This is a genomic window from Leeuwenhoekiella polynyae (assembly GCF_004104075.1).
In the GTDB taxonomy this organism is placed as follows: Bacteria; Bacteroidota; Bacteroidia; order Flavobacteriales; family Flavobacteriaceae; genus Leeuwenhoekiella; species Leeuwenhoekiella polynyae.
Window position 1 is genome coordinate 49752 of the sequence record NZ_QOVK01000023.1, and the last position, 16947, is coordinate 66698.

12 protein-coding genes and 2 tRNA genes are annotated in these 16947 nt (G+C 38.0%); 5 read left to right on the top strand and 9 right to left on the bottom strand.

The features are described from left to right. Positions 1-61 precede the first annotated feature (61 nt). Complete coding sequence (locus tag DSM02_RS17625; protein WP_128766822.1) at positions 62-2617, bottom strand: adenosylcobalamin-dependent ribonucleoside-diphosphate reductase; 2556 nt, start codon at positions 2615-2617, stop codon at positions 62-64. Between the two features lie 587 nt (positions 2618-3204). Here DSM02_RS17625 and secDF point away from each other — a divergent pair. Next, complete coding sequence (gene secDF / locus DSM02_RS17630) at positions 3205-6213, top strand: protein translocase subunit SecDF (protein WP_128766823.1); 3009 nt, start codon at positions 3205-3207, stop codon at positions 6211-6213. 172 nt (positions 6214-6385) lie between these two features. On the opposite strand, the gene DSM02_RS17635 is transcribed toward secDF, so the two are convergent. The 8 genes from DSM02_RS17635 to DSM02_RS17670 form a co-directional block, all read right to left on the bottom strand. Beyond that, positions 6386-7303 carry a glutaminase gene (locus DSM02_RS17635; protein WP_128766824.1) on the bottom strand — a complete coding sequence of 306 codons (918 nt, stop codon included), beginning with the start codon at positions 7301-7303 and terminating at the stop codon, positions 6386-6388. Continuing rightward, positions 7303-7785, bottom strand: a complete 483-nt coding sequence (locus DSM02_RS17640; protein ID WP_128766825.1) for a DUF192 domain-containing protein — start codon at positions 7783-7785, stop codon at positions 7303-7305. The genes DSM02_RS17635 and DSM02_RS17640 overlap by 1 nt, the downstream gene beginning before the upstream one ends. 6 nt (positions 7786-7791) lie before the next feature. Next, entirely contained in the window at positions 7792-8727 is a 936-nt protein-coding gene (gene lgt / locus DSM02_RS17645) for a prolipoprotein diacylglyceryl transferase (RefSeq protein WP_128766826.1), read from the bottom strand. A gap of 48 nt (positions 8728-8775) precedes the next feature. Further along, positions 8776-9039 carry a membrane protein insertion efficiency factor YidD gene (gene yidD, locus DSM02_RS17650; RefSeq protein WP_128762227.1) on the bottom strand — a complete coding sequence of 88 codons (264 nt, stop codon included), beginning with the start codon at positions 9037-9039 and terminating at the stop codon, positions 8776-8778. A 12-nt stretch (positions 9040-9051) separates the two neighbouring features. Then, positions 9052-10539 (bottom strand): cysteine--tRNA ligase, encoded by a 1488-nt coding sequence (cysS, locus tag DSM02_RS17655; protein WP_128766827.1) that lies wholly within the window; start codon positions 10537-10539, stop codon positions 9052-9054. 70 nt (positions 10540-10609) lie between these two features. After that, entirely contained in the window at positions 10610-11290 is a 681-nt protein-coding gene (gene folE, locus DSM02_RS17660; protein WP_382403007.1) for a GTP cyclohydrolase I FolE, read from the bottom strand. Between the two features lie 172 nt (positions 11291-11462). Beyond that, positions 11463-12959 carry an OmpP1/FadL family transporter gene (locus DSM02_RS17665; RefSeq protein ID WP_128766829.1) on the bottom strand — a complete coding sequence of 499 codons (1497 nt, stop codon included), beginning with the start codon at positions 12957-12959 and terminating at the stop codon, positions 11463-11465. Positions 12960-12991: 32 nt separating this feature from the next. After that, complete coding sequence (locus DSM02_RS17670) at positions 12992-14155, bottom strand: hypothetical protein (RefSeq protein ID WP_128766830.1); 1164 nt, start codon at positions 14153-14155, stop codon at positions 12992-12994. Between the two features lie 130 nt (positions 14156-14285). On the opposite strand from DSM02_RS17670, the gene proS reads away from it, so the two are divergent. The 4 genes from proS (at position 14286) to rpsT (ending at position 16294) form a co-directional block, all read left to right on the top strand. Beyond that, entirely contained in the window at positions 14286-15758 is a 1473-nt protein-coding gene (gene proS / locus DSM02_RS17675) for a proline--tRNA ligase (protein ID WP_128766831.1), read from the top strand. Positions 15759-15834: 76 nt separating this feature from the next. Then, positions 15835-15906 (top strand) — tRNA-Glu (locus DSM02_RS17680). Between the two features lie 45 nt (positions 15907-15951). Further along, positions 15952-16023, top strand: a tRNA-Glu gene (locus DSM02_RS17685). Positions 16024-16045: 22 nt separating this feature from the next. After that, positions 16046-16294: a 30S ribosomal protein S20 gene (gene rpsT / locus DSM02_RS17690; RefSeq protein WP_128762222.1), complete on the top strand. Its 249-nt coding sequence runs from the start codon at positions 16046-16048 to the stop codon at positions 16292-16294. Positions 16295-16947 lie beyond the last annotated feature (653 nt).

Here is a 16947-nt window from a genome sequence, read left to right on the forward strand (position 1 = left end):
TTATATAAAAAGAAAAGCCGCTCAATGAGTGGCTTTTTTGTGTTCAGTTTGCTGCGAAAAATTATCCGCATTTAGAAGAACCGCAGTCTTTACAGGTAAGACATCCTTCCTGATAAATTAATTCTGAAGAATTACAGTTGTCACATTTTTGTTTGCGGGCTACTGTGCCATCTGCTACATAGCGTTTTAAAGCTCGTGCTACACCATTTTTCCATGTATTGATTGAAGCGCTATCCAACTGTAAGCTGTTCGTTAGTTCAACAGCTTTTTCAATAGGCATTCCGTAGCGAAGTGTGGTAGAGATTAATTTCGCATAATTCCAATACTCTGGATCAAACTTGTGAGAGAGGCCTTCAATAGTGGTTTTATAGCCTCTTTTGTTTTGATATTGAAAATCATAACGAGAGCTTCCGTCATCATTTCGATTTTTAATGATCAGCCCTTTTTCAACCCAGCGGGGTAGTAAAATTCCATCTTCATCATCAGCAATACCGGTAAAGATCTCGTAAGGTTTTCCTTCTATAAGTCCTATAAAAGCGATCCATTTTTCCTTATTATTTTGAAAACGTACGATATCTGCCTCTAAGATTTGTGGTCTTTTAGTAGGAAAAGCAGTTAGTGTTTCATTGTCTTCCTCCTCTTTCTTTTCTTCGTTAGAAATTAACACCCCAGATCGTGAACCGTCGCGGTAAACGGTGACACCTTTGCAGCCGGCTTGCCAGGCTTCAAGGTATAAATCGCCCACAAGCTCCTCGTTTACATCATTAGGCAGGTTGATGGTAACGCTGATGCTGTGATCTACCCATTTTTGTACAGCACCTTGCATACGTACTTTATTTAACCAGTCAACATCATTAGAAGTTGCTTGATAATAGGGAGATTGAGCAACAATTTCATTCAATTCTTCCTGGCTGTAGTTTTTGTCAGTAGCAATCCCGTTGCTTTTCATCCATTCTTTAAAGCGGTGATGAAAAACCACATATTCTTCCCAAGAATCTCCTACTTCATCAACAAAATCTACACGAGCATCTTTGTCATTCGGATTTACTTTACGACGACGCTTGTAAACAGGAAGAAACACGGGTTCGATTCCAGAGGTTGTTTGGGTCATTAAGCTCGTCGTTCCGGTAGGAGCGATCGTGAGCAGCGCGATGTTACGACGACCGTATTCCAGCATATCGTAATACAATTTTTCATCTGCTTCTTTCAGTCTCAAAATAAACGGATTTTCTTTCTCGCGTTCTGAGTCGAAAATAGGAAAAGCACCCCGTTCTTTTGCTGCGTAAACCGAAGCTCGATACGCTTCAATGGCGATAGTTTTGTGAATTTCTACAGAAAATTCATTCCCTTTTTCGCTTCCGTACTTGATGCCTAAAGCAGCCAGCATATCACCTTCTGCAGTAATGCCTATTCCGGTACGGCGACCTTCTTCGGCTTTCTTTTTGATGTTTAACCACAGATCGCGCTCTACTTTTTTAACCTCTTCGCTTTCTGGGTCGCTTTCTATTTTTGCAAGTATGGCATCTACTTTTTCCAATTCGAGGTCGATGATATCATCCATAATACGCTGCGCTTTTGCAACGTGTTTTTTAAACAGATCAAAGTTGAAAGAAGCATTCTTAGTAAAAGGTTCTTCAACATAAGAAAATAGGTTGATAGCTAATAAGCGACAAGAGTCATAAGGGCACAGTGGGATTTCACCACACGGATTTGTTGAAACCGTTTTGTAACCTAAATCTGCATAACAATCGGGTACAGATTCGCGGGAAATCGTGTCCCAGAAAAGAATGCCGGGTTCTGCAGATTTCCAGGCATTATGAACAATTTTTTTCCAGAGTTTTTCAGCTTCGATCTCTTTTTGGTTTAGCGGGTCTTTACTGAAAATGGGATATTTCTGTGTGTATTTTTTTTGATCTTTTACGGCTTGCATAAACCCATCATCAATACGAACGGAAACATTTGCGCCGGTCACTTTGCCTTGCTCCATTTTAGCATCGATAAAATCTTCTGCATCGGGATGATTTATAGAAACTGAAAGCATTAAAGCTCCACGTCTTCCGTCTTGAGCAACCTCACGGGTAGAGTTAGAGTATCGCTCCATAAAAGGGACAAGCCCTGTTGAGGTTAGTGCTGAATTTTTTACACCAGAACCTTTAGGTCTTATATGAGAAAGATCGTGACCTACACCTCCACGACGTTTCATAAGTTGAACCTGTTCCTGGTCTATCTTCATAATTCCGCCGTAAGAATCAGAAGCACCGTCGTTTCCTATAACAAAACAGTTAGATAAAGAGCCTACTTGGTACGGATTGCCAATTCCTGCCATTGGACTACCCTGAGGAACGATATATTTAAAATCTCTAATCAAGTCAAAAACTTCCGCTTCATCCATAGGGTTAGGGTAACGCGCTTCTATACGTGCCAACTCTTTTGCGATACGACGGTGCATGTTATCGGGAGTTTTTTCGTAGATATTGCCGTTAGAATCCTTAAGAGCATATTTATTGACCCATACGCGCGCTGCAAGGTCGTCTCCTTTAAAATATTTTAGTGAAGCTTCAAAGGCTTCATCTTGTGAATACGTTTGCGAAGCAGGAGCGGTAACTTGTGTGGCCATCGGTTTTATTTTAAAGAATTAGATCTGGTTTTAATAGTGTGAAGGTAGTTGAAAAATAAACACAAAAAAATTTGATGTGCTGTGAAGTTGTTAATAAATAATTTTAAATAATTGAATTACAGTGTTTTAAAAATTTATCAACACTTAGGAGTTGAAAAATTTTATAATTTATATCTGAAATTTTTAATTTATGGCATCGCTGGTTTTTGTTTAAAATAGTTGCATAAATCTTATGAAAGTGGCTAATTAAATAAAAAAAAATAGTGTTCATTTTTTTCCATATTAGCAAATTCTATGAAGTACTATCTATTTAGTATCTAGGTTTTAATGCGAAAAATTTGCCGTTAGGTGTTAAATTAAATAAGAGATGGTTTGATTTGTTCAACTCTACAGCCTCATTTTTAACATATAAGGTTGTTCCTGAAAGCGGAGTAAAAACCAATTAGTGGTCTGAATTCCAGTTAATTAAAAGGTTAAAGAAATCAAAAAGATATTTATTGGCATTTCTGCATTGAAACCCTATATTTGCACGTTTTACAAAATCGCCTGAAAAAGGTTCGGGAAGAATTAATAAATATTAAAGAGTAATGCAAAATAAAGGACTCATTAGAGTATTTGCGATTTTATTTGGGTTGGTGAGTTTATACCAGCTTTCGTTTACGTACTTCACAAATCAAACAGAAGACAAAGCAGCTGCTTTTGCTGAGCAAAAAGTACCCAATTCTGTTGAGGATTATGTAGACCGAAGAGGTGAGGTTGAGCGTCAATATTTAGACTCTATAGGTAATGATCCTATAGCTTTAGGTATTACGTATAATGATGCAAAAGATAAAGAGCTTAATAAAGGTCTGGATCTTAAAGGAGGTATGAATGCTATTCTTGAAATTTCTGTTGCAGATATTTTAAGAGGCTTGAGTAATAACAGCACAGATCCTGCTTTTAACCAGGCTTTAGATCAGGCTGCAGAAGCTCAAAAGGATTCTCAAAATAGCTTTTTAGATGATTTCTTTGATGCTTTCGAAGCAATTCCTGGGGATAATAAATTGGCTTCTCCAGACATTTTTGCTAATACTACTTTAGGAGAGAAGATCAATTTTAATATGACCAATGCAGAGGTAGAGCCTATCATTGCTCAGGAAATAGAAGGGTCTATCAATTCTGCTTTTGAGGTATTGCGTAATCGTATTGATAAATTTGGTGTTACACAACCTAACATTCAGCGTTTAGACAATCAGTCGCGAATTTTAATTGAGCTTCCCGGAGCTACTGACATAGAGCGTGTAAAATTTCAATTAGAAAGTACTGCTCAATTAGAGTTTTACAAAACGCACTACGCTTCTCAGGTTGCACCTTATTTATTAGAGGTAAACACTGTTTTAAAAGATATTGTTGCTCCTGTTGAAGAGCAAAAGACAACAGCAACTGTTGATTCTACAGATACAGATGATTCTATCGAAGACTTGCTTGCAAGTGAGGAAGATTCAATAAGTCCTGCTGCACAAAATAATCCTTTATTTGAGGTGTTTAGTTTTAACCCAGCTATACAGCAATATGCTCAGGCTCCAATTGTAGGTTATGCTCAGGTAAAAGATACTGCTACTATTAATGGCTATTTAACAAAGCCTGAAATTGTAAGGCTTCGTCCACAAGAATTACGTTTTGCAAAATTCAGATGGGGGATTGCAGAGGGAGAATCTGATGTTGTTCCACTTTATGCGTTAATGTCAGATCGAAGTGGTTCTGCTGCTATGGATGGTGATGTAGTGCAAGATTCACGTCAACAATATACACAAGCTGGTCAACCATCTGTAGGTATCGATTTTGAGGGGCAAGGTCCTGGTCAGTGGGCTAAATTAACCGGAGAGGTTGCAAGTGAAGGAAATGCTATTGCAATTGTTCTTGACGGAACCGTTTATTCTGCAGCTACTGCAAAAGCCGAAATTTCAGGAGGTGCTACTGAAATCTCAGGAAGCTTCACAGTTACTGAAGCTCAGGATTTAGCAAATGTATTAAAAGCAGGTAAACTTCCTGCTTCTGCAAAGATTATTTCTTATGATGTTGTTGGTCCTTCATTAGGGCAAGAGGCGATTAATAGTGGTTTGATGTCATTTGTGATCGCACTTTTATTGGTGCTGGTATGGATGGTATTCTATTACGGGAAAGCAGGTCTTTTTGCAGATGTTGCTTTAGCGGTAAACATCTTATTTATATTCGGTATACTTGCGGGGCTTGGAGCTGTGCTTACCCTTCCTGGTATCGCAGGTATTGTTCTTACGATAGGTATGTCTGTAGATGCAAACGTGCTGATCTTTGAGCGTATTAAAGAAGAGATTGCAAAAGGTAAGTCTCAAAAAGATGCTATTAAAGACGGTTTCAATAATGCATTGTCATCTATTCTTGATGCTAACATTACGACGTTCTTAACGGCATTGATATTATTCTTATTCGGTACAGGACCTATTCAGGGTTTTGCAACTACCTTGATGATAGGTATTGCTACATCTTTATTTACAGCAATCTTTGTTACACGTTTGTTTATTGACGGTTATGGTAAAAATGGTAAGTCTCTTGCATTCTGTACAGGTGCTACGAGAAACCTTTTTACAAACTTTAATAAAGATTTTCTTGCAAAAAGAAAGGTTGCCTATATCATAAGTGGTGTTTTAATAGTGATAAGTTTAATCTCGCTATTTACTAACAGTCTTGATCAAGGAGTTGACTTTGTAGGAGGGCGTAATTATACCGTTCGTTTTGAAGAGCCGGTTAATGCTACTGAAGTTGAGAATAAATTGATTGCAGAACTTGAAAGTGCACAAGCAAAAACATACGGTGAAGCAAATCAGTTAAAAATCACAACAAAGTATAGAATAGACGAGGAGGCTTCTGAAGTAGATGATGATATTCAACAGAAATTATATACAGCTTTAAAAAGCTATTTACCTGCAGATTTAACCCTTTCACAGTTTGTGAAAGGTGGTTCTACTGAAGAGAAAGTAGGTATTCTAGAATATAACAAGGTAGGTCCTACTATCGCAGATGACATTAAAAGGGATTCGTTCTGGGCAGTCTTAGGATCATTGGTGGTTGTGTTTTTATACATCTTACTGCGTTTTAGAAGATGGCAATTTTCACTGGGAGCTGTTGTTGCGGTTTTCCATGATGTATTAATTGTGTTAGGTATTTTCTCATTGACCTATAAGTTTATGCCATTTAATATGGAAATTGACCAATCGTTCATCGCTGCGATACTAACCGTTATTGGTTACTCGCTGAATGATACCGTCGTTGTATTTGACCGTATTAGAGAGTTTATGAAGGAGTACGGTACAGATCGCAAAATGGGTGTTATAATCAATCAGGCGATTAACAGTACTATTAGTCGTACTTTAAATACGTCTATGACTACTTTAATTGTATTGCTTGCCATTTTCATCTTTGGAGGAGCAAGTATAATGGGCTTTATGTTTGCATTGATTGTAGGGGTTGTAGTAGGTACATACTCTTCGATCTTTATCGCAACACCGGTTATGTTTGATACGATCCAGAAGAAGGCGTTAAAGCCAGAAAAAGTAGAAGAAGAGGAGACTGTAGCGTAATTTTCAGTTAAACTTTAATCCATAAAAAAGGGTCTGATTTTAAAATCAGACCCTTTTTTATGGACACAACCAAAAGGAATTATTACCTCCGAGACTTGCCTCTAAATTGAGAATTTGTTTGTAGCGAATGTCTCGTGGTCTTGCTCCGAGGTGGTTTGCTATTAATTATTTTTTAAAAAACAGAGATTTCTGTTTTGGTAGTAAGGAGCTCAAGTACTTTCATTCCGAGTTCAGAATTGCCATTTTCATTTAGTGGAGGACTCCAAACGGCTACACTGTAATATTTAGGATGTAACGCGACTATACCACCTCCTACACCACTTTTACCGGGTAAGCCTACAGAGAATGCAAATTCTCCAGATTCGTCGTAAAAACCACAGGTAAGCATCAAGGCATTAATTCGTTTTGCGAGCATAGTATCTAATACTGCAGCTTCTTTACTTAGATCGTATTTCCCGTAGTTTAGAAAAATAGTGAATGCCTGAGTCAGCTGCTTACAGTTCATCGCGATAGAGCACTGGTGAAAATAAAAATCCAAAACCTCATCAACGTTATTGTTGATGTTGCCAAAGTCTTTCATCAAATGAGTAAGTGAAGCATTGCGAAATTTATGCTTCATTTCTGAAGCTGCTACGTTTTCATCGTAATCTATAGTTTGATCTTCTGCGATGTCACGTACAAATTGTAAGAGTTCTTCTTTAGGATTTTTTAATTCTGAAATAAGAATGTCTGCAACCACAAGAGCACCTGCATTTATAAATGGATTTCGGGGAATTCCCTTTTCATATTCAAGCTGCACTAAAGAGTTAAAAGGATCTCCTGAGGGTTCTACGCCTATGCGTTTCCAGACCTCTTTTCCTTTGAGCTTAAGAGCTAGAGAAAGGCTGAGTACTTTTGAGATACTTTGAATTGAAAAACGATCTAGAGCATCTCCTAAGCCGTATCCGCTTCCGTCAGTACATTGTAAATACACTCCAAACTTTGAGGGATCAACCTTTCCGAGTTCGGGGATGTAGGTTGCAACTTTTCCGGTATTTTTAAAGGTTGCTATTTCCTCTTTAATTTCTTGTAATACCTTGGAATAGTCCATTATCTGCGTTTCCAACTGATTGAATCTCCTTCTTTTATATCCCAAAGTTCAGCAATACCTGCATTGGTTTCTAAAACGTAGGTTACGGGTACTTCAGAAGGAAGGCTGGATTCATCTAAAGGCTTTGCGTTTTCAATTATAGTAGCAATTTTCATTTCTTTTGTAATAAAAAATAAATCCAAAGGAATGTATGTGTTTTTCATATAAAAGCTATGCGGTCTTTCGTCTTTAAAAACAAAAAGCATCGCCTGATTTTGCTCCATAGATTCCCGATACATCAGTCCGGTTTCGGTCTCATAATCAGTATCTGCAATTTCTATATTGAAGTAGACTTTCTCTTCGTTCTGCTTAATGATTTGAAGTTTTCCTTCTTGTGTAAACGCTATTTGTTCCTGCGGAATCTCTGTAGGTTCTGATTCTTGATTTTTACACGAAATAATTGTGCTAAAGCCTAAAGCGAGAAAAACTATTTTCTTAAACATAATAGATTAATATTGAGGTTCTTTTTTCTGACCCAAGGCGCGTACGATCATGAAAATACCAATTAATATAAATGGAATGCTTAAGATCTGACCGGTATTAAAACCAAAAATCCAATCCTCGCGACCCTCAACTTGAGCGCGTTTGAAGTATTCTACGATAAAACGAACCGTCCATAAAAGCACTAAGAAAAGACCAAACAAGAAGCCTTCTTTTTTACGCAAACCTGTTTTCCAATAGACAAACATTAAAATGAGGAACACAAATATGTATCCGAATGATTCCATTAATTGACCCGGAAAGCGATAGGGAATTTCGGCAATATAATTTGCAAATTGAGGATCATCTGTTAAAGCGCTATATGCTTTATGTTCATTAGGAATACCGGTTAAGCGTTGTACTTCGTATTTGTTGTATTGATCCTGAACAAACTTAATTCCTAAATTTGATTCGGTAACTTTACCTACCATTTCAGAGTTGAAAAAATTACCAATACGTACAAAGATGGCGCCTAATGAAACCGGCAAAATCACGCGGTCTAAAAGCCAAAGAACACTTTTCTTTAAGATCTTTTTATTGTAAAGATACATTGCAAAGATCATCCCGATAGCTGCACCATGACTCGCTAACCCCTGAAAGCCGGTATATTCAATTTCGGGAACAAACCGAAAAGGTAAAAACACAGAAAGAGGGTCTTGCCAAAGTAATTCTGTCTGATAGAAAAACACATGACCCAGTCGGGCTCCTATTAAAATCGCTAACACCGAATATATAAACAGCGGATCTAGCTTTTCTTCTTCAACACCTTCGTTTTTATATACTTTTTTCATCAGGTACCAACCTAATGAAAAAGCAATAACAAACATTAAACTGTAATAATGAAGGGTGAGAAATCCTAAATCGAGACCCGTTGAAGGGTTCCAGGTCATTTTTAAAGGGAGCATAAGCTGTATGAATTTTGTGCTGTAAATATAACAAAGCCAAAAGGCTTCTTAATCTTTTTTAGAATTTTTATGTGAGTTTTCGCCTTTTATGGGAGGGACGGGATCGTAACCAGATCCACCCCAGGGATTACAGCTGGCAATACGTTTTATAGAGAGCCATGTTCCTTTTATAGGGCCGTGTTTTTCTATCGCCTGCACGCTGTAGTGTGAGCAAGTGGGCTCATACCTACAAGCAGGTGGTAATAGGGGAGAAATGAATTTCTGATAAATACGAATGGGAAAAATCAGTATTTTTTTTGCTAGACTTTTCACCGTTTTCAGATTTTAAGATAGGGTATACGTTGTTCCTTCTCGACCATCTTTTAGTTGAATTCCCAATTCTAAAAGTTGATCTCTGATCTGATCGCTAGTAGTAAAATCTTTATTGGCTCTAGCTTCTTTTCTAAGTTGGATCAATAGCTCTATCGCTCCATTCAGTTTGTCTGTATTAGCTTCTGCTACCGCATTAACATCTTCAAGGCCTAAAATATCAAAAACAAATGCATGAGTACTCTCTTTAAAGAGTTCGAGATCTGCTTGAGATATCTTTGCTTTGCCATCCTTTATCTGATGAATAAACTTTGCTGCCTCAAAAAGTTGAGCGATTAAGATGGGTGAATTAAAATCATCATTCATCGCATCGTAGCAAGCTTGTTTCCAGCTTGATATATCTAGTGAACTTGTTTCAGAAACAGGGAGCGCCTCTAGTAAATTCACGGCTTCCATAAGGCGGTTAAACCCTTTTTCGCTAGCTAATAAAGCATCATTACTGAAATCTAAAACACTTCGGTAATGCGCCTGCATGATAAAAAAGCGGGCAACGCTAGGGGAGAAGCCTTTAGTTAAAAACGGACTGTCACCCGTAAAGATTTGTGCAGGAAAAATATTGTTTCCGTCACTTTTAGACATTTTCTTTCCATTCAATGTAAGCATATTAGCATGTAGCCAATAATTCACCGGATTTTTACCATTTGAAGCTTCAGACTGTGCGATCTCACACTCGTGATGTGGGAATTTTAAATCCATACCGCCACCATGAATGTCAAATTGTTCACCGAGATATTTGGTGCTCATTGCTGTACACTCCAGATGCCATCCCGGGAAACCGTCTCCCCAGGGTGATGGCCAGCGCATAATGTGCTGGGGTTCGGCTTTTTTCCAAAGTGCAAAATCCTGAGCGTTTTTCTTTTCGCTTTGCGCAGCCAATTCACGCGTATTCGTGATCATATCTTCCAGGTTGCGACCACTTAACTTTCCGTATTCATGATCCTCATTAAACTTGAGTACATCAAAATAAACGGAACCATTTTTCTCATAAGCAAACCCATTATCAATGATCTCTTTAATGATCTCGATTTGCTCAATGATATGACCGGTTGCAGTGGGTTCTATACTGGGAGGAAGGCAGTTGAATTTTTGTAGAATAGTGTGAAAGTCGATGGTGTACTGTTGTACAACTTCCATAGGTTCTATTTGTTCGAGGCGTGCTTTTTTTGCAATTTTATCTTCGCCTTCATCCGCATCGTCTGTAAGATGACCTGCGTCTGTAATGTTCCTTACATAACGTACTTTATACCCTAAATGTTTCAGATATCTAAAGATCATATCAAAAGACATAAAGGTGCGTACATTGCCCAGATGTACATTGCTGTAGACCGTAGGGCCACAAACATACATCCCAACATTTCCGTCTAAAAGAGGTTTAAAAGTTTCTTTTTGACCGCTTAGAGAATTGTAAAGTGTGATGTTTTGCTTTTGGTATAAGGTCGACATAGGTTATTTGTTATGCGTGCTTTAAAGCGTATTATTTATATAGAAACAAGTCTGAAACTAAAATGCGTAATTAGAAAGGGGTATCAAGTTTAATATAATCTAAAAATTCGCGTCTTACCGCTTCTTCTTTGAACTTACCACCAAACTCACTGGTTACTGTGCTGCTCTCAATGTCGCGAATTCCGCGGCTGTTTACGCAAAGATGTTTTGCGTCAATAACACAAGCAACATCCTGTGTGCCTAATACTTTTTGAAGTTCTTGAACCACTTGCATCGTAAGACGTTCTTGAACCTGAGGTCTTTTTGCATAATAATCCACCACGCGATTCATTTTTGAAAGTCCAACCACGCTACCGTTTGAAATATAAGCAACATGCGCTCTTCCTACGATTGGTAATAAGTGATGTTCGCAAGTAGAATAGACCGTAATGTTTTTTTCTACAAGCATCTCACCGTACTTGTAATTGTTGTCAAAAGTAGAAGCTTTGGGTTTGCGGGCCGGGTTTAAACCGCCAAAGATTTCATTTACAAACATTTTGGCAACACGGTTAGGAGTGCCTTTTAAGCTATCGTCTGTAAGATCTAATCCTAGCGTTTGCATGATGCGTGCAACATCTTCTTTTATAAGTTCAATCTTCTCAGAATCACTTAATTTAAAAGCGTCATCTCTTAGAGGGGTTTCTGCAGATGTACTGTGATGGTTGTCACCTATTTCATCGATTGCTTTCAATTCTTCGTTCTCAAAATTCATTTTCATAAAGCTATTAGTCGCCGCTTGGGCTAAAGGCTTGCAAAGATAGTTAAATTAACAATTTAAACAGCTTAACGAGTCTATCTCATTTTTTGATTTGGTTATTATTTTTATCAATAAAAAAAGCCCTCTAAATCAATGATTCAGAAGGCTTTTAAGCATGTTATTGCTATTATAGCTGAAATGTGACTGTAGCTAAAATATTTGTGTTTATGTTGTCTATAAAGGCAGTGTTTGTAAAAGCACCTTCGTAAAGGGCAGGGTTTTGTTCTTGTTTTGCCCAGTCGTAAGCAATATCAATTCGTGCATTGCCAAGTATATATCCTAATCCTAGAGAATAGCCTGTAGTGCTGCCTAGTGTTTCTTCATTTTTATACGGACTTTCAATAAATCGATATCCACCTCTGAAACTCCAATCTCCAGCTAAAAATTCACCTCCCAATTTATAGCTTGAAACAGCTTTTAATTGGCTGTTGATTTGATTATTCATTTGCTGAAAAAATGAATCTTCATCAGGAGAGTATTTCATCGAAGCATAATCCTGGTATGAATAATCAAAACTTAAGAAACCAGAATTCCCGAAGATGTAAGCGATGCTACCCGTAGCTTTCCCGGGGGTACGTAGGTTGTAATCTTCATATATATTTACAACATTAGGGTTTAGTGTGACTTCGTCATTTATGCCTGATGTGGCTAAGTATTGCTCAGTTTCTTCTGAAATGGTAAAATAAGTAGGTGTGTCGTATGTAGCACCAACTCTTAGGGAGGGTGAGGCATGGTAAATACCACCTATTTGGGCAGAAACACCAGAGCCGTATGCTCTATATTCATTGTCAAAACGCAAACTGCTCACTGCATTATTTATATTATCGGTATCTTCAAAGAATACAGTGTTTCTTGTGAAATTAAATGTATGTGCATTAAGGTTTAAGCCTAGATACAAGTTTTCGCTAAATTGACCTGCAGCATTAAATGTGAATTTGCTGTTATTTCCTCGGGTTGTGTACTGATATTCCTGATCAAAAGAATTTCCGTTCTGAGCACTTACATAATCTGTGTTATCAAGATCTGAAGAAACCGGATCAATTAAATAACCTTGATAACCTAAAAAAGCTTGTTGTGTTCCAAAACTTTCATTCTCACCTAAAAATTGATATAAATCTGCATTAGTCTCGCCAGGTTGCAATTCTAAAAGATCTAAAGGTGTGCCTTGTGCATAACCTAAAAAGTAATCAGCAATAGAATTATCACTAATTCCTGAAGCGATATAAGCATTGTCAAAATCGTTGGTTCTGTCATAATTAAAACCAAACGCGAATTTGCGAATTTTACCAATTCCGTTAGAAATAAACACGCCGCCAAATTGATTGAGATCTATATCAGAATCTTTGTTTGCGGTAATACCATCACTATAGTAAGTCTGATTATCATAAGCTCCAGAAGATAATGTTAGAGCAACTGTGCTGTTATTAAAAATAGCAGATCCTGCAGGGTTATTATTAATGGCAGATATATCGCCACCCAATGCTCCAAAAGCGCCACCCGCACCGCGATATCTTGCGGTACCGGTAATATTCTGTGCACTATAACGCACTGCGTCTGCTACTGTTTGGGCAGTAAGATACTGCATACTTAAACCTATAGATAGGAGTATGAATATTTTTTTCATCTTAAAATAAATAATTGAATTATGTTTTAATTCTATCTGCCGCCACCGCGTCTTGAAGATCCTCCGCTGCTGCGGCTACCCCCACTACTACGACTGCTCCCACCGCTAGAGCGAGCGGGTGATGCGCTTCGGGTAGGTGCGCTTCTTGATACAGAACTGCGCGATGAAGAACTACTTCTTGAATACGTGCTAGATCTGTTTGTCGTTGAAGGAGAAGATCTTCTAATGGTGCTGTTAGAATTAGAACTTCTGCTTATCGTGTTGCTATTGGTTCTGCGTGCTGTAGAATTATAGATAGAATTAGAACTTCTTCCTGAAACTCTATTGCCATTTGTAGATGAACTTCTGCTGCTGCTTCTGGAAGGGTTTACACCTACATTGTTTCTACTATAAGTACGACTTGTGCGGGCATAGTTAACGTCAGAAGATCTGCGAGAGCTGGTTCTTGCAGAGTTCGCTGTTCTGCTTCTTGAATAAGAACTATTAGATCTGCGGCTATTTGCATATGCGATTCTATCACTATTGTATCTAGAGTAATAATTATTTCTGTAAGCATTACGATAGCCGTAACCGTAATACGTGTTTAGGCCGTAGTATCCGTAGAAAGGACTAAATCCAAATCCCCAACCGTTATACGGGAATCCCCATCCGCCATAGCCCCAGCCATTATAGGCGTAACCATAACCTCCATAAGGATTACCCCAGCCGTAACCGCCATAAGGGTAGCCCCAGCCGCCAAAACCTCCGTAGCCCCAACCGTTATTCCAAAAAGGTCTTGCGAATCCATAACCCATATTTGGATAAAAGTTGGCATAGGTGTTAACTATAACTTCGTCATAGGTGTCTCCCCAGCCAGGCTGAGCATTATACGTTAAGCTTTCATTTAAAATTGCTTCATCATCAGTGTACTCTGAGTTGGAAGAGTATGAATCGATATCAGTAAAAATTTCACCAGATTGTTGAGCAGCATCTAAATCTTCAGCACCTTGGTTGAAATAATTAGCATAAACGCTTCCATTTTCAGTTGATGCAACTTCTTGCTGCTGAACATTATCATTGTATACGCGAGTACTTCTTCCGTAAATTCCATCATTCATAGCGTATTGTGAAGAACCACAAGAGGCTAATCCTGCAAGAGCAAGAAGTCCAAGTATCGGTTTAAGTAATGTTTTCTGAGTTATTTTCGAGCCGCGCATATCATCCGTATTTTATTGTTGTACATTGTAAATTTAGTTAGTTTTGCCGTCAATTTTATGCATTTAACAAAGATGTAGCAAAACTTTAAAACACTTATAAAGACACAATATTTGTGCCAAATAAATATTTATGGGAAAGAATTTAACCACTCGCGCAGAAGATTATTCAAAATGGTATAACGAACTCGTCGTCAAGGCTGATCTTGCTGAGAATTCGGGAGTTAGGGGTTGTATGGTGATCAAGCCTTACGGCTATGCAATATGGGAAAAAATGCAGGCAGAACTAGATCGTATGTTTAAAGATACGGGGCATGAGAATGCGTATTTTCCATTATTTATACCAAAATCATACTTCAGTAAAGAGGCAAGTCATGTGGATGGTTTTGCGAAAGAATGTGCAGTAGTTACTCATTATAGATTGAAAAATGATGAAGACGGAAGTATTATTGTAGATCCCGATGCAAAGCTTGAAGAGGAACTGATTGTTCGTCCAACTTCAGAAACAATTATATGGGATACTTATCGAAAATGGATTCAATCTTATCGTGATCTTCCAATTAAAGTGAACCAGTGGGCAAATGTTGTACGCTGGGAGATGCGTACGCGTTTATTCTTACGTACCGCAGAATTTCTTTGGCAAGAAGGTCATACCGCTCATGCAACTCAAGAAGAAGCTCTTGAAGAAGCGCAACAAATGATGCGTGTTTATGCTGACTTTGCTGAAAATTTTATGGGTATGCCGGTTATTAGAGGTACAAAAACCGAAAGTGAGCGTTTTGCCGGAGCTTTAGAAACCTATTGTATAGAAGCTCTAATGCAAGACGGTAAGGCGCTTCAGGCTGGTACCTCTCACTTTTTAGGTCAGAATTTTGCAAAAGCTTTTGATGTTAAATTTGCGACTAAAGAAGGCTCGCAAGAGCACGTTTGGGCAACCAGTTGGGGGGTTTCTACGCGTTTGATGGGGGCTTTAGTGATGACTCATAGCGATGATAATGGTTTGGTTTTACCTCCAAAACTGGCTCCGATACAAGTTGTAATTGTTCCTATTTATAGAGGAGAGGAGCAGTTAGATGCTATTTCTCAAGTAGCAAAAGAGCTAAAGCGAGAATTGCAGCTATTGGGTGTTAGTGTGAAATTTGATGATAGAGATACGCATAAGCCGGGATGGAAGTTCAACGAATATGAGCTAAAAGGTGTGCCGTTGCGTATAGCTATAGGCCCTAGAGATCTTGAAAAGCGTACTGTTGAGTTGGCTCGTAGAGATACCTTGACTAAAGAGACCGTCTCTAAAGATGATATTGTGGCTCGTGTACAAGATTTGCTTGTTGAGATGCAAAGGGCTTTGTATGATAAGGCAAAGAATTTTAGAGATACGCATATCACCGAAGTAGAAACTTATGATGAATTCAAAAATATTTTAGAAAATAAAACAGGTTTTGTGAGCGCTTTTTGGGACGGTAGTAAAGAGACGGAAGAGCGTATTAAAACTGAAACTAAAGCTACTATACGTTGTATTCCTTTGAATTACAAAGAAGAGGTGGGGGTGTGTATTTATAGTGGAGAGCCTGCTAAAATGCGTGTTCTTTTTGCTAAAGCATATTAATTTAAAAAAAGTTTGTTTTGCTATTGTGTGATAATAAAATATGTGTATTTTTGCATCCGCAATTGAGCGAAATATCGGTCCGTTCGTCTAGGGGTTAGGACGCCAGGTTTTCATCCTGGTAACAGGGGTTCGATTCCCCTACGGACTACAAAGGTTAGTTGTGCACCTTAAAAGCATAAATATTTGACATAATGGCCCGTTCGTCTATCGGCTAGGACGCCAGGTTTTCATCCTGGTAAGAGGGGTTCGATTCCCCTACGGGCTACAATTTAAAACAGAACAAGATAATGGCAAATCATAAGTCATCTTTAAAGAGAATAAGAAACAGCGAAGTTAAGCGTTTAAGAAATCGCTACCAGAGTAGAACTACGCGTAATGCAATGAAAAAATTGCGTGAAGCTGATAAGAAAGAAGCAGAGACTTTGTTTCCTTCTGTAGTTTCTATGATTGATAAGTTAGCTAAGAATAATATCATTCACGATAACAAAGCTTCTAATTTAAAATCTCAACTTGCTAAGCACGTAAACGCGCTTTAATAGGTTTGTTTTAAAATATTTTAAACTCCCACGTAAATGACGTGGGAGTTTTTTTGTTGATACTAAGTTTGCATTTTATTGGGTCAAGCGTGATTAATGTGGTTGGGTAAATAGTTTTGTTTATCTGAATATGAAGAATGCTAAGTTTTTCATACCTCTAAACTAGACTCTAAATACTTTGAATTCTGTTTTGTCAATTCAATCGGTAAAGTTGTGGAATTACACGAAATCTTTGGTTAAGGCTAAAAAAAAATAAAGTGACGTATTTAGAGGAGTTGGTAGATAAGAAATAGATCATTTTTAACCAGAAACTTCCTGATGAATTTTATCTAGAGCAACCGCCGGCTACATTGTTAATAAAATCTTAAATTTTTACTTTTCAAGAGTCGTTTTCATACACTCTTCATACACTATCCTAGGCTTTGCTATGCCTTTGCCTGGGAGTTGCCCTACTTTTGCCCTACTTTTGACTCGTTTGGTATGGCAAAAAAAAAGCGACATCATTATTTGATGGCGCTTTTTTTTTATTGGATTGTCCCGTCCTGAAATAGCGATACACTAAAACCTTAGTGTAATGAAAACACCCTCAAAGAGTGGTTATGCAAAAAGAACCCAAAAAGACTACTCGCTTTCTTTTAAGCTTCAGGTTGTCC